Below are 19,418 nucleotides of genomic sequence, written 5' to 3'. Positions count from 1 at the left end.
AAAAAAGAGTAAATAATGCCTGATTTAAGCCATGAAGCGTCCGCCCAATATTGGTTTGAGTACATAGACCCGATGATTTACCGGGTTATTACCTTTATGGAGAATGTAGAGGACTGGACCCTTGATGGAAATCCTGAGTTTGAAGAAGCCATGGCTCAACTGGGAAAAGAACTTGATGACATAGAAAAAATAGACATGGGATTATTAGCTGAAGAAGAAAAATTCATTCGTATTGTTGGAAATATCAAATCAGGGAGGGGGCTACGTTTACTGCAAGCGATAGATACTGTTCATCCAGGCAGTGCTTCTCGTGTTTTAATCCATGCAGAGGAAACGAGTTTAGGCAGTCATGATCCTGCAGGATTTTTTCTCAAGCGAAATATAGTATTTGAACGATTACGTTTATTATCTCGAGTTTTTTGCCAGTATCGCTTAAAGCTCGTTTTACGTGCACTTGAAGGGGATGAATGATGAAATTAGTATCCAGACTTGTCTTAATGAATCTGCTTTGCCTTAGCGCCTTACCTGCAGCCGCCGAAGATCCTAGCGCTCAATATAATCAACAAACCAGCAACAACACTCAAACTATATCGCAGTATTTACAATATTTAGGGGGGTATTTAGGTTACGATTTAACTCAGTCCCCTACAGCAAATAATCAAACTATTAGTCAACAATTGCTTAATTTGAAAGCGACCAGACTCGACCAAATGTCCGTGTATAAATCCTTTTTTGGCGCCATGCCGGTTAACTCGGCCACTTCAGCCTTATCACAATTTGTGCCCACCTCTTTCCCAGGTGCTAATTTCATTAATCAATTGGCGAATGCCACCTTTGTCACTCAAAACTACTCCAGCCCTTCTAATGGAGGAGGAACCTTAAGCGTATCGAAATTAATTGATCAAGAAACTTATCAGCAAGACCCTGTCAGCCAAGCGGTATTAAATATTTTATCCACTCCTGACTATACCTATTGCATGCTTTTTGATCTTAGTGCCTGGGATCAGAACTGTAAGTTAAATTTTCAAAATAAGGTGATAGCTCAGGTAGTAGGTTTTGTTCCAACGATTAATCAATTTTATACTTACCAATACAATCAGGATCTTATTAGTCAACTGAACAGCAATGCATTAATGGCGCCATTAATGTACTCCAGTGAAAGCACTGGCCAAGGGACAGGAAGCCCAACCCCCAGTACTTCAAACCCCGGATTACAGGCTCAAACTCAGATCGAGGAAGCAGCCAATTTTATTCGCTATGTCTCAGGTGCAGTCGTCCCGGGCAACTTACCCTCACTACAAGCGTATAACAGCTTGTACAATACAGCCTACCCTACAGGTAAAACAACCACTACCCCTATGCAACAAATACAGGCTCAAAATACGTTACTCACTTATTTCGCCAATCTGCGTATTTATGCAGCTCAAAGTTCAGTAGGCATTGGAAATTTGTATTACATCCTGTCAAAAAGACTGCCTCAAAAAGTGGGAACGAATACAGATAATAGCGATATCTTATCCAGTCAAGCGATGAGTGAGTTTAAGATGGCAAGCTGGAGATTGTTTAATCCGGACCTCACCACAAACAATGAATGGATTAAAGGAATAAATAATGCCTCATCTGCGACGGTACAAAAAGAAATTGCGACCTTATTAGCGGAGATTAATTATCAAATGTATCTAGAGCGTCAAATACAAGAACGCCTCCTGCTAACCAACTCTATTATGCTCATTCAAAATACCAGATCAGGTCAGCCCAGTGCAGACTTTGGAGCAAATAGTAGCACTGGTGGTGGTAGCAATAGTACCGGCGGTAATCCATAGTATTTAATATTCAAACCCTCAGAACGACGTTCTGAGGGTTTTATTTTTATTCCTGCCACAACCATTACACTAAATATCAATTTACTGCTCTCGACGTTTATAAACTTTATAAACATAATCAATTTCTCTTGCTGATTTTTTAGAGGACAGCTTATATATCCAGCCTGATTCTAAAGTAATAATTAATTGATACTGGTCAAAAAAATGCTTTCTTTTTAACATCTCAAAGGGATAATTACCTTGTAATAGAAGAGGCTCATAGGTGGTAATAACCCATTCCGGCTTTACCTGAGCAGCTATATGTTCTGCATAGAGATTTAAATCATTGTTGTACGGTGCCTGGGTTAATTCGGCATTGTTTAAACAATCTGAGTCAATAAAGCGAATATCCTTGCGCAGACTCACTTTAAAAGGAACAATTCCGCAATCACCAAACAGTACAGTAGATCCTTTTGCTGCTTGAGTATTAATAATTTTAGCAACTGCTAAACGAATTTGAGTTCTTTCCTGATATTGTTTCAAAAGTGCTTGTAAATAAAGCGACTCATTACCCGGAATAAACAAAACCGTTAAAAGGATAATGCCCCCTGTTGCTAATAGTTTGGGATCCATTTTATGCTGCTTAAAATAGCCAAGAAAAACAATCACACCTAAAACCGGTAACAAAGTAAAAAGAGCAAATGGCCCCAAAAATAAGCGGAGAAAATGAGCAATAACCGGATTTGCCTCCCACAGCAGCAATGCATAAAGAACTGAAGGGGACCACAATAGCCAATGTCGGCAATCCTTGACGGACAAAAAATAAGGCAGAGCAGCAATAAGTAAAGGGAAAATAACCCGTAAATAATCCAGATCCACAGTAAAAATCTGTCCAGGTTTGAGTGCTTTACATCGATAACTATTAGGAATCCAGTGACCAAAATAGTCCAGTCGCCATATAAAATAGACTGCGTAAGGCAACAGGAAACAAATAAAGAAAACCGCCCCCCAAATATAGATTGTTCTAGACTCTGCAAATACAGTTCTTACTCCATGCTGCTTCAAATGACAGCAGACGAATAATAATACCGGTATCCCCCAAATAGCCCCTTCAAATCGAGTCAGGCAAAGTAATAACAGAGCCACACTAGTAAGCGCCCATGCCCTGGTTGAAACCTTATGGATTCCAGCGGCCGGATTGTTCTCTTCAACAGGGTGATAACCCAGAGCTACAGCACATTGCCATATCAATAATAGAGACAAGGCACAATAAAACATACTTTCCATACCACTAACCGTCCACCATGCAACACCAAGAAAATGGCTAAATATAAAAATGGGGAGCATGGATAATAGTGGGCTAAAAAAAAGTCGTCCTATTCGATACAAGAAAAATAGCCCAGCACCTAAACTAAAACAGGAGATAAATTTTATAGTGGTGATTAAAGGTAATTTACACTTGATGACGAATGCAGCAATGATAATCCACAAAAAATTGGAATACCCTTCAACGCGAGGCAGATCGACATGCCAGTGCAATCCATTCCCATTAACCAACTGACGAGCATAAACCCAGCTAATATAAGCATCATCCGTGGTGAAATCCCAAATTGAAATTATCGTTGCGATTAAATCATAGGCGCAAAAAACAGCAATGACTGCGGCTAAAAAAAGTTCTTTTCTTCTTGATAAAGAATTCAAAATTAAATACTCTCCGAACTTGGGACTGTCGACAACTCGTCTTTAAGGTCCGACGTGCCGCGCCAAGTACCTAGCGCTCCTTCAAAATTATTTCTAGCCATCAAATGGTGGCCATAGAAATGATGAAAAAAAACCATAACCAGGAGCGAAAAAATTAATGAGTTTATTATACTGACTATTGTGATTCCACTGTCTTTTTATCATAGTGTTATTACTATAAATTAATTTAACGTTCATAAAAATTACTGGTTAAAAAAGGTACCTCACCTTTAGTTTTTATATGTCTCATTGAAGGTGTAATATATAAGTAATTTAATCTTTGTGTGGTAATTTAGCGCTTACTACCCTAATATTCAGCAATAATTTCCCTCAAAAAATACGCGCCATCAGGAATTAAACATAATGACAAAACAAATAATTTTTCAAGACTCTTTCTTAGTCTCCGGGATTATGTGCCACGCAGGCTGCGGAAATACCATTCAAAGTTTACTCAATAATTGTTTGGATGAATGTAAAGAGTCAGAGATGTTGCCTGAAAATGCGCAATTAATTATGGATGCGGAACCTCAAGCGCTGGGCGTTCACCGCTTATTTATAACCATCGAAGGTAATGAACACCGATTTAATCAAGGTGAGACCAGCCGTACCCAACTTCTTACCCGACTTAAAGCAAGTTTAAGCTCGTCTTTCGATCTCATTGATAACCATCCAGACACCCCAACCAATGACTCAACTAAAATCAATTGGATAAATATTATAGTCAACCTGTTAGCAATGGGGGCAATCGTTGGTTTATCAGTCCTATTCCCCCCCTCCTTACTGCTGACCATTGGATTAACCTCGCTAACCTTTTTAACCACTGCATTCACGGCCAGAGAATATCTTATTAATTTTTTCCAGAATCTTCGTAACAATAATAATCTGGCGAATATGACCACTACAGTCACTTTAGGCTGGAGCTTATCTTTAGCACACACTCTTTTCCATGCGATTTCCATGCCCTTGGCAAGTAGCTTTTCCATGATTTTCATGAGTTTTGTCATGCCGCTCATACTGATAACCATTATTAATGGCATGGATGAAATTAAACGTCAGGTTTTGCGCAAATCGACAAAGATGCATTTACAAGGAGTGAAGGCATTATTCCCGCAAATGTCAGAGGAATACCCCTGTTATCAACTCTCACAAGAACAACAGACCCAATTGGATCAACAGATCGAGCTCTTTTCTAATAGGAAAAAATATCAAGAGCAGACTCAATTGACACAACAAGTCGTGAGCTCTAATGAAAACACGAAAAAATCCAATGAGTTTTTCCAATCCATACAGGTGCAATTGGATAATGATAATGTACTGATGGAAAAGAAATGCGCCATCAAGAAAGGAATGATAATTAAAGTAAACCGTGGCGAATGCTTCCCTGTTGATTGCATTCTTATTAAGGGAAGCACTGTTGTTGATCCCTCATTGCTAACTGGTGAATCGCAACAAAGTAAGCGATGCATGCACTCTATTCCTGCTGGGGCAATTAACCTTGGTCATCCTGTCTCCGTTTATGCCACTGAGGACTCTTACAACAGCACCGTCAATAAATTATTATTTCGCTCGAATCGCGCTCGTGAAAACATTACCTTAGAATCAAACCGCAAGTTTACTTATCTCTATACTGCATTGATTGCTGTTGGTATTGTGGCGTCAATTACGATTCCATTTGCCTTAGGAATACTGACTATCCCTTTATTATTGCAAAACGTCACCGGTATTTTATTTGCAGTCTGCCCCTGCACCATGGCCATAGCCCATCAATTACCAAGCGTACTTAATATGTACCAGCGTAATAATAAAGACATTACAATACGCGATGAAAACTTATGTAACCACTCTCATGACATCCATACTATTGTATTTGATAAAACAGGTACTCTAACTACAGGTAACAGTGAAGTAGAATCATCTGAAGGTATTTCTTCCTCACTATGGGGCAGAGTTTATCTATTAGAAAAACAACATGGAGCAGAGCATCCCCTGGCTAAGGCCATTACTAATTATTATGAAACTAGAACTATGGGAGAAAGCATTTTTCAGGATATTGCAGAAGCATCCACGGATTCAAGGAACAGAGGTTTATCAGGGATAGTTCAGGGCAAACAGATTCATATAGGCAATGCAAATTACTTACGTCATTCGGGTATAAAATTACCACCTCTCGATCTCCAAAAAATAGAGCAAGGACTTTCACCGGTGTATGTGGCTGAAGATAAGGTTTATCAAGGCGTAATTTATATTAAACATGAGGTTCGAGAAGACATATTAGTCGCACTTAATCGTTTAAAAAGAGAAGGCAAAAAAATAATTATGCTGACCGGGGATAGCCAATTGTCTGCCATAGGCTTTAATCAACAGAATGGAGATATTTTTGATTTAGATGATATCTATGCCGAACAAACACCGCAGGACAAAGAAAATTTCCTGGCAAATTTAATGAGCTCTGAACAGGTAAACCCCAAAGGAGTTTGGTTTGTTGGTGATGGCTTAAATGATGCGCCCTGTTCCAGAATGGTCAGTGAAAAAGGCGGTATTAGCTGCGCCATAAGGTCTGATAATAAAGCTGCTTTTTTCACCGACATCAGTTTGAACGGTTCCTTAGATTATCTTTTTGAGCATAATAATCTCAATCAATTTTTGAAAAAAAATGTTCTCCAAAATCAAATGCTATTGACTTATGGAGCCATAGCTTTCTTAGCTTTTATTATTTCTTTCTCTATTGCTGGCATTGCTGTTTCCCCCATCATTCCTTTATTTATAATGGCCTCAACTACCTTGTTTGTATTATTTAATTCTTATCGGGTACCGCTGTCAATTGACCATGCACTAGACAAAAAAACGTCATGGTTAAAGGGACTTTTGGCGTCTGATTTATCCATTAGTTTACTTGCGGGTGCCAGCGCTCTGTTTATTTGTGGCCTATTAATCTCAACTGTAGCAACGGGAGGTTTAGCACTTCCGGCTATTGTATTTACTGCCGGCGCTGCTGCGGCAATAAGCAGTGTTTGCATATTGGGGGCAGGCACCTTGTTTGGCTTATTTACATTATTAACTGCTACTTATTTATTTGCTGATAAGTGGGTAAACTCACCGGTAGCAGATAATGTGGATTTAGTTTCCCCTATCCCTCTAGCAAATAAGGAATTATCCTCTCCTGCATTGCCGACACAAGAAGAGCAGCATGATTCTGCCTTCAATTTTGCGCTGAGCACATTGAATAGGAAATCCCCTAATGAAGAAGCCTTGAGTGACAGTGAAATACAGGAAGAAGAGATACCTGTGAGAATGGCACGTTATAATTAATCGTCATAGGGATGCTGCGAGCAAGTCGCAGCACGTAGGCGTGAGAAGAAACACCCGAGTGTAGCTATAACGCGGGAATCCCATTTGGCCATTGTAGCCAATTGTTTTTCGGATAAGGTAACGTGGTATCGACCAGATGCAAGGTATAGGCATGTCTTGATTTTCCGGACAAATTAGCCTTACTTTTATGCGGTACTCGCCCGTGTAATAAAATCAAAGTTCCTTTTTCAACAGGTAAAGCAATACTTGTTTCTTCTGGCCAGGGGGTTGCATCATAATCTTCAAAATAAATTTCATCCCCTTGGCGCAACATTCGCTGTTTTAAAGGTGTCGTATCAGGGCTTGGAATGACCTCCAAACACCCGTTTTCCAAAGTAGCATCCTCAAGCGCAAACCAGAAACCTAAGGTATCAGTATCCTGTCCAAAAATATAACTGCTGTCCTGATGACATAAGACTTCCGCACCTATTCCCGGTTGTTTAAAAATATACATCGATTGCACTAGGCTTACTGATTTTAATCCGAGCTGGTGACTGATATTTTTGATACGTGCATCACGTGAATATTTTTTAAATACGGGATCTAACTCATGCAACGCATGTCCTATTTTATTTATGGATTGCTCAAAAGGATGGATACTTTCACCATTGACGTCAAAAGCGCCGGGTTCAAAGAAATAGTGGATTTTATCTCCAGACTCCAGGAAATATTGTTTTTGAGCATGCTCATGAGTTTGAGTGGAAAAAATTGTTTTAGGAATAGTATCCTGATTATTTTTAATCAGCGTGCTGATTCTTTCTCTTAAAATATTGCACACTTCTTTAGTAAAAAAATCAGGTAAAACCAAATATCCATTAGTGAAGAAAAAATCACATTGTTGATTAGAAAGCTGCATCCCTATGCTCCGGTATTTAAATTTGATTCAGATAGAATCCCCCAATTGAAGCAAAAATTTTAATGAATAAGTTTAAATAAACAAAGGATTAATTAAAAATTTTTTAACTCAAAGAGAGCTCGGACTCATCAGGTTTATAAAAAATTTCAGCCAATTTTTTTATTACATCATCAACAGATATTAACTTCATCGCTTCCTCTCCATGGACATGAGTGCCCCAAACGTGCTGCTCCATGGTGAGTCCTAAAACTTTTTCTACTGCTTGGGGATATCGATTCACGACCAAATGTTGAAAAATATAAGGGCCCGAAACTGATGGGTTGGTAACTGCATGTAAGGCCACTACTGGAGTATTTACCGCTGCAGACATATGAGAAGGTCCCGTATCAGGACAAAGAACTGCGGTTGCTTTACTAATCACCGCTAATAATTGTTTGGGTTTTGTTTTACCTACCAGATTGGTCGCAGGAATCTTCTGAAGAATTTGCTCGGCCAAAAGTTTATCGTACTCCCCAGGGCCGCCAGTTAAAACAATTTGAGCCCCCCATTGATTCTGAGCTTGCTCCAGCACAGTGATGTAGCGTTCGACTGGCCAGCTGCGTTCGGGTTTACTGGCAGCAGGATTAACCACAAGGATTGGCCCCTGTTTGGGTAAATGATTTTCTGCCCACTCATAATCAGCAGCAGCAATGGGTAAGTCCCAACGAATTATTTTTTCACTGACTCCCAAAGGTTCTGCGAATTTTAAAAACCCGTCTAAGGTATGATCCAATCCTGGCGTGATCCGTTCTTTTACAAACCATCCATGTGCATCATTCGCCCGATGAGCATCATAACCAATTTTACGTTTTGCATTAATTAATGGGTAAAGCAAATTGGTCCTCAAACTCGCTTGAGGCGCTAATAAAACGTCAAAGTGGCGAGAACGCATTTGTTGTTTAAACCGCCATAAATCAATGAGGCGTTTAGGTTTCTCAATGACGATAAACTCAACGCCATCCATTCCCTCCACCAAATCAAATGCAGGTCTTGAAATAATCCAAGTCAATTGGGTATCAGGTAAGCAAGCTTGCAGAGTACGGATTAGAGGAACCATCATCAGAACATCCCCTAAAGCGGAAAGTCTGACAATACAAATAGAATTAATCATTCTGCAACACAAATCGAGAGCCACAATAAGGACACACTTCAACCCCTGTTTTTTCTATGGGCAAATACACTTTAGGGTGAGCGTTCCACAGGATCATAGAATCTGTAGGACAACAGAGTGGCAATTCATTTCGGTGCACAACATAATTTTTTTTAGTGCTTGCCGGTTCTTTGTTTGATGTTGACATGATTTTCCTTTACGGCATGGCCAGAATTTAAGAAGCCTCATTATCCAATATTTCCCTGCTTTTCGCTATAATCTCATCACTAAAAGTCGGATTTTGCGGATCATAAAACAGAGCATCATCCCAATGTCTGAGCCAGGTTAATTGACGTTTCGCTAATTGTCTTGTTGCAGCAATGCCTTTATCACGCATGGTCGCATAATCATATTCACCCTGAAGATACTCTAAAACCTGCCTGTAACCCACACAGCGCATCGCCGGCAAATTCATATGCAAACTCCATTTTTCCTGTAAATGACGAACCTCATCAACCAATCCTTCCGTCAACATTTGTTCAAATCGTTGAGCGATGCGCTCGTGCAACCATGATCTTTGTTGGGGAAAGAGAGCTATATTGATAAAACGATAATTCGAGTCCCTCTTTTCTTCTGCAAGCAGCGTGGATAAAGGTATCCCTGTTAAATAATATACTTCTAAAGCTCTTTGAATTCTTTGTGCGTCATGCGCATGAATACGGGCAGCCGTATTAGGATCAATCGCCGTTAATTTTTGATATAACGCAGGCCAGCCATACCGAACAGCCTCATCTTCCAGTTGCTTACGTACGACTGCATTGGCTTCTGGCAGAACAGATAATCCTTTTTGAAGTGCATTAAAATACATCATCGTCCCCCCCACCAATAAAGGAATTTTTCCTTTGCTGAGAATAGAGTCACATAATGAAGATGCATCGGTACAAAACTGTGCTGCTGAATAAGATTCTATAGGATCTTTGATATTAATCAGATGGTGAGGAGCTAATTGCAGCTCATCGCTGGAAGGCTTGGCGGTGCCAATATTCATATCCCTGTAAATCATTGCGGAATCCACACTAATGATTTCAAAAGGATAATAGTTCACTAACTCACAAGCTAAAGCCGTTTTCCCTGAAGCAGTTGGTCCCATCAAACAAAAAACTAAACTAGACATGTAATAACATCCTGCAATCATCTACTGATAAAGCTTTATAAATACCTTCTCCTTTATGTTGATCGCTCAATAAAAAAAGATTCAACTCCATTCGCTCTTCAACACTTAAAAATTGGGGATCAAAACGTTGGCATTGACTCATCACTTGCCTCACTTGATCGAGTTGAAAAGATTCTAACTCAGCTACAGATTCTGCAAATAAACGAATATCTAAATAAGGAACTTTAATCGGTACCGTTCGAATCAGTAATTTGTCTTCTTTAGACCATTCCATACGAACGCCTACTTGCTCAACGCTGGATTGGAGTTCATGTATTCTCTCTTTTAATTTTGCTGACACCCCGTAGCTGACAGGTACTAATAAAGGTCGACTCTCCAATGGCAAATTATCCGAATTCAACTGGTTTAATAACCATTTTTTCTGGAGAGCGATAAGATCGACAAGGTGAGGTTGTTGCTCTAAGAACACCAAAATATATTGATTATTTAGAATAACCCACCATGACTCATCCTCAACAGGAGGTAAGGATTTTCTGGGTGCAACGCCTCGCAGTGCTCTATTGTCATTCCATGGCGCAGGAGGATGGTCTCTTTGAGATAAATCACTTTGTTCCTGGATGGAATTTTTTAGATCAGCATCGGATAGCGCGGTGGATGATAAAATTAGATCCGGCTCGGTTGGTCTCGTAGGCTTCGGATATAAATAAGGTTCACAAACATCCGCAGACTCTGCTGAGTAAGACTCATACTCATAGACTTTTTCTTCATTTTTCGACCCTGCTGATTTTAAAGCGGCACTCAATTGCGAGGTAAAAAAATCATGAACCAAACGAGGTTGTTGGAATCGGACCTCATGTTTGGTGGGGTGCACGTTCACATCCACTTCAGCAGTATGAATCGTCAAATACAGCAGGCAAGCGGGAAAACGTCCCGGGTAAAGCAAACCATCGTAAGCTTGTTTTAAAGCATGATTAATTAATTTGTCTTTAACCATGCGCTGATTAATATAAACCCACTGCCTGTCGTTTTGGCTGCGTTGATAATTAGGACCACTTATCCAACCACTAAGACGCATCGCCCCTCGCTCTGTATCGAGATAGATCGCATCTTTCGTAAAAGCACTGCCAAATATCTTGGTCATTCGGATCTGTTTCGCTTGTTCATTAATCGCTGCGGGTAAGGATAGGACCAGTTTATTATTATGTTTTAAAGATAAACCAATGTGCGGCGCGCTCAAGGCAAAACGTTTAATAACCGTTTCTATGGCTTGAAACTCTAATTTTTCATTCTTAAGAAATCGCTTACGCACCGGGGCATTAAAAAACAAATCAACAACATCAATTGTGGTTCCCACGTTTCGTGCGCAAGGAGCAAGGGTACTCCTGGAGTCATGGACATGCAGCATCATGGCGTGTTCTTGTTGCGCAGGTCTTGAGCTGATGGTGACTTTAGCAACTGAAGCAATACTCGCTAAAGCCTCTCCTCTAAACCCCATGCTATCAATTGCATATAAATCATCAAGTGTTGTAATTTTACTGGTCGCATGCGCCGCAACGGCCAAGGGCAAATCTTCGGCAACAATGCCTACCCCATTATCACTGATTTTGATTTGATTCAGTCCACCGTAACCTACTTCAACGGTAATGGAATCAGCGCCTGCATCCAAAGAATTTTCCAATAACTCCTTAACAACAGAAGCCGGTCTTTCTATTACTTCTCCTGCAGCAATTTGATTTGCTATTGCAGGAGGCAGCTGATGAATTCTCATGCCCATGTGGAAGGTATTGCCAGTTTTTGCCCAGGTCTCAATCTCGCATTACCCGGCAAACGATTCATTGCTTGCATTGCCCCCACAGAAGTATGGTAACGAGCAGCTATTCCTGGCAGCGTTTCTCCTGCCCTTACGATATGAAATTTATTGCTGGTCATTGCTTCTATACGAGTACCATGAGGAGGATTATCCCAAAAATAGGCTTTGACCCCTTGAAATATTGCCTGACTCAATCGAGTTTGATAAGAGGGGTTGGTCAGATTTCTTTCCTCTATGGGATTAGAAATAAATCCTGTTTCCACTAAAATTGAGGGGATATCAGGGGATTTTAAAACCATGAACCGTGCCTGCTCTACCTTGCTATTGTGCAAGTTGGTAAAACTGCCCAGTTGTCCCAGAACCCGTCCTCCCATTTGCAAACCTGAATTTATAGTTGCCGTTTGGGATAAATCAATTAATACTGAGCGCACCACGCCATTGGAGTCATCCAAATCTCCCAAATTCACCCCGCCTAATTCGGAGTAGTTTTCTTTTTCCGCAATCCAACGTGCCGCTTCGCTGGTTGCTCCGCTTTGTGATAAAGCAAATACTGAAGCGCCATTAGAGTGCGGATTATTAAAAGCGTCTGCATGAATAGAAACAAATACATCACCATTATACTTTCTGGCAATAGCTAATCGTTCTCTAAGCCCCACATAATAGTCGCCCGAACGAGTCAAAACAGCTCGCATACCGGGTTGTCTGTCTATTAGTTGCTTTAACTTTAGAGTGATTGCCAAGACGACATTTTTTTCCTGGCTGCGTCGAGGACCTTTTGCCCCAGGATCCTTGCCTCCATGACCCGCATCCAGGACCACAACTACATCGCGCAAGTATTTATTAGATGGACTGTGAGGCACGCTAATTGGCATTTTATGAGTAATTATAGGTTGTTGCGGTGGTTGCTTCGTTAATTGAGTTTTTATTGGTGCTTTAGCTTGCTTAATGATTCTGTTTGTTGGTTTATTAACAATGGATTTATTAATCATCGCTTTATTCATCATATGAGGTTTTGATTTATTTGAAGCAAGATCATTCTTGCCTCCTATCAAATCCAAACGGATGCCATTAACTTTTCCGTTGTATAGCCAGGGAGCGGATCTCACTTGCACAGTTTGGCTCATATCAAGAACCAATCTTAAGGACCTAGCATCAGCCGAGCCACTTCTTATTTTTTTAATAAGGGAATTGGTAATGTTTAATTGATATAAATTGACTCCCAGCGTAGTGGTGGTTAAATCCAACACAACTCGATTAGGTTGGCGCAACGTAAATAGTTTATGCGTGAATGGGCCATTAATCGTGAAATAAAGAGTTGTGGTACCTGTCTGCTGTGACACAGTAACATTTTTTAACTGTGCCGCAAATGCAGCAACAGAGCTGATACACATGATTACCCACAAACCCCATGCGCGCATGATCATTGTTCACCTGCCAGGCAAGCTAAAATTCTTTTGCCAGCGCCACTTGATGCGGTAATTTGCATGTTGCGTCCAGCCCCTTTAATACTTAAGTTAAAACGAATATCAACTTGCGGCAAGGCTTTTCCAGCGTTTTCTGCCCATTCGATGAAACAAATATTTTCATTAGAGAAATAATCTCTAAAACCCAGATATTCTAACTCATCCTCATGATGGATTCGATATAAATCAAAATGATGAATATGCAAGTTACGACAAAAATAGCTTTCTACTAATGAAAAAGTAGGACTTTTAATTGCCGACTGCACTCCCAGGCCTTTAAGCATGGCGCGAACAATGGTTGTCTTACCTGCGCCAATATCTCCACTCAAAGTAACGATTAAAGGAGCACTTAAGCATGATGCCAATTGAGTTGCAAATTGCTCGCTGGCTTTTTCATTAATCAGTTCCAAAGTTATTATTTTATCGTATCCACTATTATTCATTTCTTTTTATTGCAATTCAAAATATTAGGCAAAATATCAAGCAAATCACTGGCTAATATTCCAACCTGACCCAAAGTCTCTGCTGCCGTATCCCCGGCAGCGGCATGCACCCATACACCCAGCTTTGCTGCCTCAGATAAAGATAATCCCTGAGCACAAAGACCAGCAATTATACCGCTTAATACATCACCCATTCCAGCCGTAGCCATGCCAGGATTGCCTTTTGGACAAATAAAAGTCTTTTGTTCATCCGTCTGGATAACAGTACCGGTTCCTTTTAATACCACCACACCACCGTATTGCTGTTGTATGTTAGCTACAGATTGATATCTATCGGCTTGTATTTCTGCCCCGGAGCAGGAAAGGAGACTACCTGCTTCCCCAGGATGCGGAGTTAAAACCCAATTATCATCTATTTGTGGATACTCTGATAATAATCTCAATGCAGAAGCATCAATTACCATGGGCAACTGTGAAGTAATTGCCGCTAAAAATAAAGTTTTTGCCCAATCACTTTCACCAAGCCCAGGCCCAATAACACAAACTGTCGCTTTAGCTAAAAGTGGTTTTAAATCCTTAGCTGTTTTAACGCCCCAAATCATCGCCTCAGGAACCAATGGTAAAACACTGTGAGCATGCTCAGGCCAAGTCGCGACATTTACGGATCCAGCGCCAGTGCGCATTGCAGCTTTAGCAGCCAAACTCACAGCACCTGGCATGCCAGGTCCTCCACCTATAACCAGGACGCTTCCGTAATTCCCTTTGTGTGAGTTCTTTTTCCGTAAAGGTAACGGCAAAGGCAGGGTGTCATGATTCAGCAAAAAGGCGCACGGTTTTAATTTTGCAAGACAAGCTTCAAGTTGTAAATGTCGGCAATGAATTTCACCACAATGATCAGGACCATCTAAAGTATACAGGCCTGCTTTAAGACCAATGAAAGTCAGCGTCGCATTGGCCTTCACACAGAAATTCTCTACTAATCCCGTATCCGCATTCAGTCCCGAAGGAATATCCAAAGAGACTACTGGTAATCCACTGGAGTTAATCTGATGAATCGCCGTAGCAATCACACCATGAACAGGTCCTTTTAATCCTATGCCCAACAACGCATCTATAATTAATTCAGCCTCGGTTTCAAGAGGCTCATCTGCAGATTGACAATCAACTCCCGCAGCGAGAGCTAATAAAGCAGCATTTCTTGCTGCTGAAGGTAAATCTTCTAAAGCTTTACATTGATATACTGTAACCGACAAACCATGTTCATGGGCTAACCTTGCCACAACATATCCATCACCGGCATTATTTCCTGAGCCGCAAAATACTGCGATATGGCGCACTTGAGGATATAAACGCTGCACGAAAAAAAATGCCTCAGTTCCTGCTTGAGACATTAAATCATTTTCATCCAATTGATACACACGCAAGGCTTGTTGCTCACAAGCTCTGATTTGATCGCTACGGTAAAGGACATGATCTGACTTAGCCATCCTTTGCTCCACACTAGTTATTGGGTACTGCGCATTTGAGTACATAGCTGTCAAGCTAAGGAGATTGGCCCAACATTGCCTTAACTCAAGAACCTTTGTTGGGCCAAGAGGCCCAACCTACGATTATTTCGTCACTTAATGATGATGGTGCAAAACAATCTACTTTACCAATTTTAATGATGGCTTATTTTTTGTGCCCGCTTCAGGCTCAGAAGAATCGGGAGAAGGAGGAGGATCTTCATCTTCTTCTATTGCAAAAGCAATTCCTCTACCATTTTCTTTAGCATAAATCTCTAATACTGAATTAGGAAGAACAAAAATTTGTTCGGTCTGTCCTGAAAAACGAGCCGTAAATACAATGCGATCATTTTCCAGTAAAAGTCCCCTCGTTGCAGATGGAGATATATTTAACACAATACGCTCATGCCGAATATGCTCCTTAGGCACCTGGACGCCAGGATACGTCGCGTCAACCAGTATATAAGGGGTTAATTCATTATCTACAATCCAATCGTAGAACGCGCGAATTAAGTAAGGTTTATTTGATGTCATTGCCATAATATTAAGCCGCTCTTATTTGTCGCTCAGCATCTGTCAAACTCGTTTGAAACGATTCACGTTTGAACACCCTCTGCATGTATGAAATTAATCCTTGAAATTCTGGCGCAATTTCCAAACCTAATTTAGGCAAGCGCCATAATAAAGGAGCTAAGGCACAATCCAGTAAAGAAAACTCATCACTCAAGAAATAAGGCTTGTCAGCAAAAACCGGATCAAGGCTGGTTAAACTTTCAAGTAAATTAGCTCGAGCCTGATCAGCATTTTCATCTCTGTTAATGAAATTCATTAAATAATACCAATCCTGTTCTATTCGATGCATCATTTTACGGGTTTCCGCACGAGCAACAGGATAAACAGGTAACAAGGGAGGATGAGGAAAACGTTCATCCAGATATTCCATAATGATCCGAGCTTCATAAAGGACGAGTTCTCTGTCAATTAATGTTGGAACGGTGCCATATGGATTTAAGGCTAGAAGATCCGCGCCTGGCTCATCTTGCTTTACAGCTAGAATTTCTACATTAACACCTTTTTCAGCCAACACGATACGGACCTGATGACTATAAACATCATCAACATCAGAAAATAAAGACATTATGGTGCGCTTTGCGACAATTGCCATTAGCAACTCCTATGGATTCATTAAAGCCTGCATCAATAGCATTTCTATGCTACAGAGCAAAGAACAACATTCTATCACATTTTTACCCCTCTGGGTTACTTTGCATCTAAATCTACTTATTTATACAAATAAAGTACAGCTCAAATTTTTATTTATAACCTTCGCCAATAAATTTTTTTTAAGTAATACGCTGCTATTAATAAAATAGTCAAAAAAAGAATAACAAAAATACCCAGGCGATAGCGAATTAATTTTGCTGGTTCACCAACATAAACTAAAAAAGTCACTAAATCCTGTAAAGCGTTATCAAAATCGACAGGAAGCATTTCCCCCTGTTTTGTTAATAACAACGAATCATGTGATTCATTGTTAATGACCAATGCTTGTTGTCCCATTAATGGTTCCAGGACATTAGGCATGGTAACATTCGGTACCAAAAGATTATTTACGCCAAAGGGTCTGGAATCATCATTATAAAAATTTTTTAAATAAAGATACAACCAGTGCGCACCTCTTTCTCTTGCAGATAATGATAAATCTGGGGGAATAATCCCAAACCATTGTTTGGCATCTTCCGGAGGCAGAGCGATTTGAACGGGATCAGAGACCGTTGCCTGAGTAAAAATTAAATTATTTAATAAATTTTTATTTATCTGGCCAGCAAAATCAGTTAAACCCAAATCTTCTGCCATGCGGTTATAACGCATATATTTCAAAGAATGACATCCAGAGCAATAATTCATAAATAATTTTGCCCCTCGCTGTAAACGCTCTTTATTATTTATATCTATAGAAATGGATTGCGCCGCAATCTCCATCGCCAAAGCAATGGGGGTAGTCACGGCTAACAAGATACTGACAAAAAATACCGTAACTTTTTTTATCATCATTGACCTATTCTTTTAGGGACGGAACGGCATGATTCAAGGCGACTATAAAATGGCATGAATAAAAAATAAGAGAAATAAAATATCGTACTGGTTCTGGCAAGAAACAATCGTACCGGATTAACTGAGAGGGTGCCTAAATAGCCTAAAAGCACTACGCTTATAACAAAGAGCGTCAAGCTCGCTCTTGAAAGTGCTCCTTTATACCTCATCGAGCGAACAGGGCTGCGGTCGAGCCAGGGCATAAAAAAAAGAAGCACGATTGCTGCGCCCATACAAACAATACCTAATAGCTGATTGGGTATCGCTCGTAACATCGCGTAAAAAGGTGCCATATACCATACTGGAGCAATATGATCTGGTGTTATCAATGGGTTGGCAGGAGCGAAATTAGAGCGCTCTAAAAAATACCCCCCCAATTCTGGAGCAAAAAATACTACAGAAAAAAATAAGATCAAAAAAAACACCACCCCAACAAAATCTTTAACGGTATAATAAGGATGAAAAGGGATGCCATCCAGGGGATTGCCCTGCTCATCAATTGTATTGCTAATTTCAATTCCTTCAGGATTATTTGAACCTACTTGATGCAAAGCCACTATGTGTAAGAACACCAAAAATAACATCAAAACAGGAATTCCAATGACATGTAAGGCAAAAAAACGCTGCAAAGTGACATTGGTAACTGAATAATCACCTCTCAACCAAATAACCAAACTTTTACCAATATAGGGTATCGCACCAAACAAGGAAGTGATTACTTGAGCCCCCCAATAAGACATTTGTCCCCAGGGTAATAAATAACCAAAAAAAGCCTCAGCCAACAGTAAAAGAAAGAGAAACATCCCCAAAAGCCAGACCAGCTCTCTTGGTTTTTGGTATGAGCCATAAAGCAAACCACGAAACATATGTAAGTAGATCACAATAAAAAATGCAGAAGCCCCAGTAGAATGCATATAACGCAACAACCAACCAAAATTAACATCGCGCATGATGTATTCAACCGAAGAAAAAGCCTGATCCACACTTGGCGTATAAAACATGGTAAGCCATAAACCCGTGGCAAATTGATTGGCCAACACGACAAAGGCCAGAGAACCAAATAGATAAAAGAAGTTTAAATTTTTAGGTAGGTAATAATGACTAAAATGGCTTTTCCAAGTGCTGATCAAAGGAAAACGAGCGTCTATCCAATTTAATAATCCTTTCATAATTTAACCTTCATTGGTATCTTCGCCTATCACAAGGGTATGCTCGTTTATAAAGTGATGGGGAGGAACTTCCAAATTTATAGGAGCAGGAACACCTTTAAAAACCCGTCCGGCGAGATCAAAAGTTGAACCATGACAAGGACAAAAAAAACCACCCTGCCAACCAGAACCTAACTCCCCAGGTACAGGTTTATATTTAGGTGAACAACCAAGATGAGTACAAATCCCAATTAATACTAAATATTCCGGATTGATGGAGCGGAATTCATTCCTGGCATATTCCGGCTGCTGCTCAACTAAAGATAGAGGATCTCGTAGTAAGCTTTCATTATCAGTTAAATGCTGGATCATCTCTTGAGTTCGTCTGATAATCCAGACAGGCTTACCTCGCCAAGCAACAACAACTTGTTCGCCCGGTTCCATTTTGCTTAAATCAACTTGAACTGGCGCCGCTGCTGCCCGGGTTTTAGCGCTAGGGAGCCAGGAAGAGACAAAAGGAGTCAGTGCGCAGGCAGCGCCCACCGCAGCCAAAACACTGGTAGAAGCTAATAAAAATCGACGTCGTTCCTCATCTAAAGGTTTCTCTTTATCTTTATCCACTTCTTGATTGAGATTAGTAATTTCATCCACCATTATATAAACATTGCTCTTTTTTTTAAATTAATTAGGATTTATTAGTATTTAAATCAACATCACAAGGTTTGTTATTAAATCTCAAGAGGTACTTGGAAATTGAGAAGAGATTTCAAGGCAAAGCCTTCGGATGCAAATGGCAAGCACCGACGTATTCTATTGATGAACACTCTAGTGTTCTTCACATGTGGAGATTAACACGAGTCTGTTTGATTTTGTAGAGGTCGCTGCAGTCAAAGTTAGATTGATACA

The 19,418-nt window shown here is 40.2% G+C and carries 17 protein-coding genes; 3 read left to right on the top strand and 14 right to left on the bottom strand.

Features of this window, described 5'->3' with window-relative positions:
• Positions 1-15 precede the first annotated feature (15 nt).
• Both icmW and icmX read left to right on the top strand, forming a co-directional pair.
• A complete protein-coding gene (gene icmW, locus LOX96_RS13940; RefSeq protein WP_250423110.1) occupies positions 16-471 on the top strand; it encodes a type IVB secretion system protein IcmW in 456 nt (151 codons plus the stop codon).
• On the top strand, positions 468-1,823 hold the full coding sequence (icmX, locus tag LOX96_RS13935; RefSeq protein WP_348645853.1) for a type IVB secretion system protein IcmX: 1,356 nt from the start codon (positions 468-470) through the stop codon (positions 1,821-1,823). Before icmW ends, icmX begins: the two co-directional genes overlap by 4 nt.
• Before the next feature lie 81 nt (positions 1,824-1,904).
• On the opposite strand, the gene LOX96_RS13930 is transcribed toward icmX, so the two are convergent.
• Positions 1,905-3,503 (bottom strand): DUF8728 domain-containing protein, encoded by a 1,599-nt coding sequence (locus LOX96_RS13930; protein ID WP_250423106.1) that lies wholly within the window; start codon positions 3,501-3,503, stop codon positions 1,905-1,907.
• 402 nt (positions 3,504-3,905) lie between these two features.
• Here LOX96_RS13930 and LOX96_RS13925 point away from each other — a divergent pair, with 402 nt between their 5' ends.
• Positions 3,906-6,851: an HAD-IC family P-type ATPase gene (locus LOX96_RS13925; protein WP_250423104.1), complete on the top strand. Its 2,946-nt coding sequence runs from the start codon at positions 3,906-3,908 to the stop codon at positions 6,849-6,851.
• A 64-nt stretch (positions 6,852-6,915) separates the two neighbouring features.
• Here the strand turns inward: LOX96_RS13925 and LOX96_RS13920 are convergent, their stop codons facing one another.
• The 13 genes from LOX96_RS13920 to petA all read right to left on the bottom strand — a co-directional run bounded on the left by LOX96_RS13920 (position 6,916) and on the right by petA (position 19,166).
• Entirely contained in the window at positions 6,916-7,746 is an 831-nt protein-coding gene (locus tag LOX96_RS13920) for a phytanoyl-CoA dioxygenase family protein (RefSeq protein ID WP_250423102.1), read from the bottom strand.
• A gap of 103 nt (positions 7,747-7,849) precedes the next feature.
• Positions 7,850-8,896, bottom strand: a complete 1,047-nt coding sequence (locus tag LOX96_RS13915) for a glycosyltransferase family 9 protein (protein WP_250423100.1) — start codon at positions 8,894-8,896, stop codon at positions 7,850-7,852.
• Entirely contained in the window at positions 8,889-9,083 is a 195-nt protein-coding gene (locus LOX96_RS13910; protein ID WP_250423098.1) for a zinc-finger domain-containing protein, read from the bottom strand. Before LOX96_RS13910 ends, LOX96_RS13915 begins: the two co-directional genes overlap by 8 nt.
• Before the next feature lie 27 nt (positions 9,084-9,110).
• A complete protein-coding gene (gene miaA / locus LOX96_RS13905) occupies positions 9,111-10,049 on the bottom strand; it encodes a tRNA (adenosine(37)-N6)-dimethylallyltransferase MiaA (protein WP_250423096.1) in 939 nt (312 codons plus the stop codon).
• Entirely contained in the window at positions 10,042-11,823 is a 1,782-nt protein-coding gene (gene mutL / locus LOX96_RS13900) for a DNA mismatch repair endonuclease MutL (RefSeq protein ID WP_250423094.1), read from the bottom strand. The genes miaA and mutL overlap by 8 nt, the downstream gene beginning before the upstream one ends.
• Positions 11,814-13,283, bottom strand: a complete 1,470-nt coding sequence (locus LOX96_RS13895) for an N-acetylmuramoyl-L-alanine amidase (protein WP_250423091.1) — start codon at positions 13,281-13,283, stop codon at positions 11,814-11,816. Before LOX96_RS13895 ends, mutL begins: the two co-directional genes overlap by 10 nt.
• Entirely contained in the window at positions 13,280-13,765 is a 486-nt protein-coding gene (gene tsaE / locus LOX96_RS13890) for a tRNA (adenosine(37)-N6)-threonylcarbamoyltransferase complex ATPase subunit type 1 TsaE (protein WP_250423087.1), read from the bottom strand. The genes LOX96_RS13895 and tsaE overlap by 4 nt, the downstream gene beginning before the upstream one ends.
• The gene (locus LOX96_RS13885; RefSeq protein WP_250423084.1) at positions 13,762-15,252 is read right to left on the bottom strand and encodes an NAD(P)H-hydrate dehydratase; all 1,491 of its coding nucleotides are present in this window, start codon (positions 15,250-15,252) and stop codon (positions 13,762-13,764) included. Before LOX96_RS13885 ends, tsaE begins: the two co-directional genes overlap by 4 nt.
• A gap of 159 nt (positions 15,253-15,411) precedes the next feature.
• Positions 15,412-15,810, bottom strand: a complete 399-nt coding sequence (locus LOX96_RS13880) for a ClpXP protease specificity-enhancing factor (RefSeq protein WP_250423082.1) — start codon at positions 15,808-15,810, stop codon at positions 15,412-15,414.
• Between the two features lie 4 nt (positions 15,811-15,814).
• Positions 15,815-16,435 carry a stringent starvation protein SspA gene (gene sspA, locus LOX96_RS13875; protein WP_250423080.1) on the bottom strand — a complete coding sequence of 207 codons (621 nt, stop codon included), beginning with the start codon at positions 16,433-16,435 and terminating at the stop codon, positions 15,815-15,817.
• A gap of 152 nt (positions 16,436-16,587) precedes the next feature.
• Complete coding sequence (locus LOX96_RS13870) at positions 16,588-17,322, bottom strand: cytochrome c1 (RefSeq protein ID WP_431606644.1); 735 nt, start codon at positions 17,320-17,322, stop codon at positions 16,588-16,590.
• Entirely contained in the window at positions 17,322-18,533 is a 1,212-nt protein-coding gene (locus LOX96_RS13865) for a cytochrome b (protein ID WP_250423078.1), read from the bottom strand. Before LOX96_RS13865 ends, LOX96_RS13870 begins: the two co-directional genes overlap by 1 nt.
• A gap of 3 nt (positions 18,534-18,536) precedes the next feature.
• Complete coding sequence (petA, locus tag LOX96_RS13860) at positions 18,537-19,166, bottom strand: ubiquinol-cytochrome c reductase iron-sulfur subunit (protein ID WP_250423076.1); 630 nt, start codon at positions 19,164-19,166, stop codon at positions 18,537-18,539.
• Between the last annotated feature and the right edge of the window lie 252 nt (positions 19,167-19,418).

Origin of the sequence: Legionella maioricensis, assembly GCF_023618015.1 — a bacterium.
GTDB classification, from domain to species: Bacteria; Pseudomonadota; Gammaproteobacteria; order Legionellales; family Legionellaceae; genus Legionella; species Legionella maioricensis.
The sequence above is the reverse complement of the archived record's forward strand: the minus strand, read 5'-3'. Positions and strand labels throughout refer to the sequence as shown.

Excerpts from the sequence above, each read along its gene's own strand:
- LOX96_RS13910 (WP_250423098.1), bottom strand. The coding sequence starts at position 9,083 with ATGTCAACATCAAACAAAGAACCGGCAAGCACTAAAAAAAATTATGTT.
- LOX96_RS13870 (WP_431606644.1), bottom strand. The coding sequence starts at position 17,322 with ATGATAAAAAAAGTTACGGTATTTTTTGTCAGTATCTTGTTAGCCGTG.
- LOX96_RS13925 (WP_250423104.1), top strand. The coding sequence starts at position 3,906 with ATGACAAAACAAATAATTTTTCAAGACTCTTTCTTAGTCTCCGGGATT.
- LOX96_RS13865 (WP_250423078.1), bottom strand. The coding sequence starts at position 18,533 with ATGAAAGGATTATTAAATTGGATAGACGCTCGTTTTCCTTTGATCAGC.
- miaA (WP_250423096.1), bottom strand. The coding sequence starts at position 10,049 with ATGTCTAGTTTAGTTTTTTGTTTGATGGGACCAACTGCTTCAGGGAAA.
- tsaE (WP_250423087.1), bottom strand. The coding sequence starts at position 13,765 with ATGAATAATAGTGGATACGATAAAATAATAACTTTGGAACTGATTAAT.
- mutL (WP_250423094.1), bottom strand. The coding sequence starts at position 11,823 with ATGGGCATGAGAATTCATCAGCTGCCTCCTGCAATAGCAAATCAAATT.
- petA (WP_250423076.1), bottom strand. The coding sequence starts at position 19,166 with ATGGTGGATGAAATTACTAATCTCAATCAAGAAGTGGATAAAGATAAA.
- LOX96_RS13895 (WP_250423091.1), bottom strand. The coding sequence starts at position 13,283 with ATGATCATGCGCGCATGGGGTTTGTGGGTAATCATGTGTATCAGCTCT.
- LOX96_RS13885 (WP_250423084.1), bottom strand. The coding sequence starts at position 15,252 with ATGGCTAAGTCAGATCATGTCCTTTACCGTAGCGATCAAATCAGAGCT.
- icmX (WP_348645853.1), top strand. The coding sequence starts at position 468 with ATGATGAAATTAGTATCCAGACTTGTCTTAATGAATCTGCTTTGCCTT.
- LOX96_RS13915 (WP_250423100.1), bottom strand. The coding sequence starts at position 8,896 with ATGATTAATTCTATTTGTATTGTCAGACTTTCCGCTTTAGGGGATGTT.
- LOX96_RS13920 (WP_250423102.1), bottom strand. The coding sequence starts at position 7,746 with ATGCAGCTTTCTAATCAACAATGTGATTTTTTCTTCACTAATGGATAT.
- icmW (WP_250423110.1), top strand. The coding sequence starts at position 16 with ATGCCTGATTTAAGCCATGAAGCGTCCGCCCAATATTGGTTTGAGTAC.
- LOX96_RS13880 (WP_250423082.1), bottom strand. The coding sequence starts at position 15,810 with ATGGCAATGACATCAAATAAACCTTACTTAATTCGCGCGTTCTACGAT.
- sspA (WP_250423080.1), bottom strand. The coding sequence starts at position 16,435 with ATGGCAATTGTCGCAAAGCGCACCATAATGTCTTTATTTTCTGATGTT.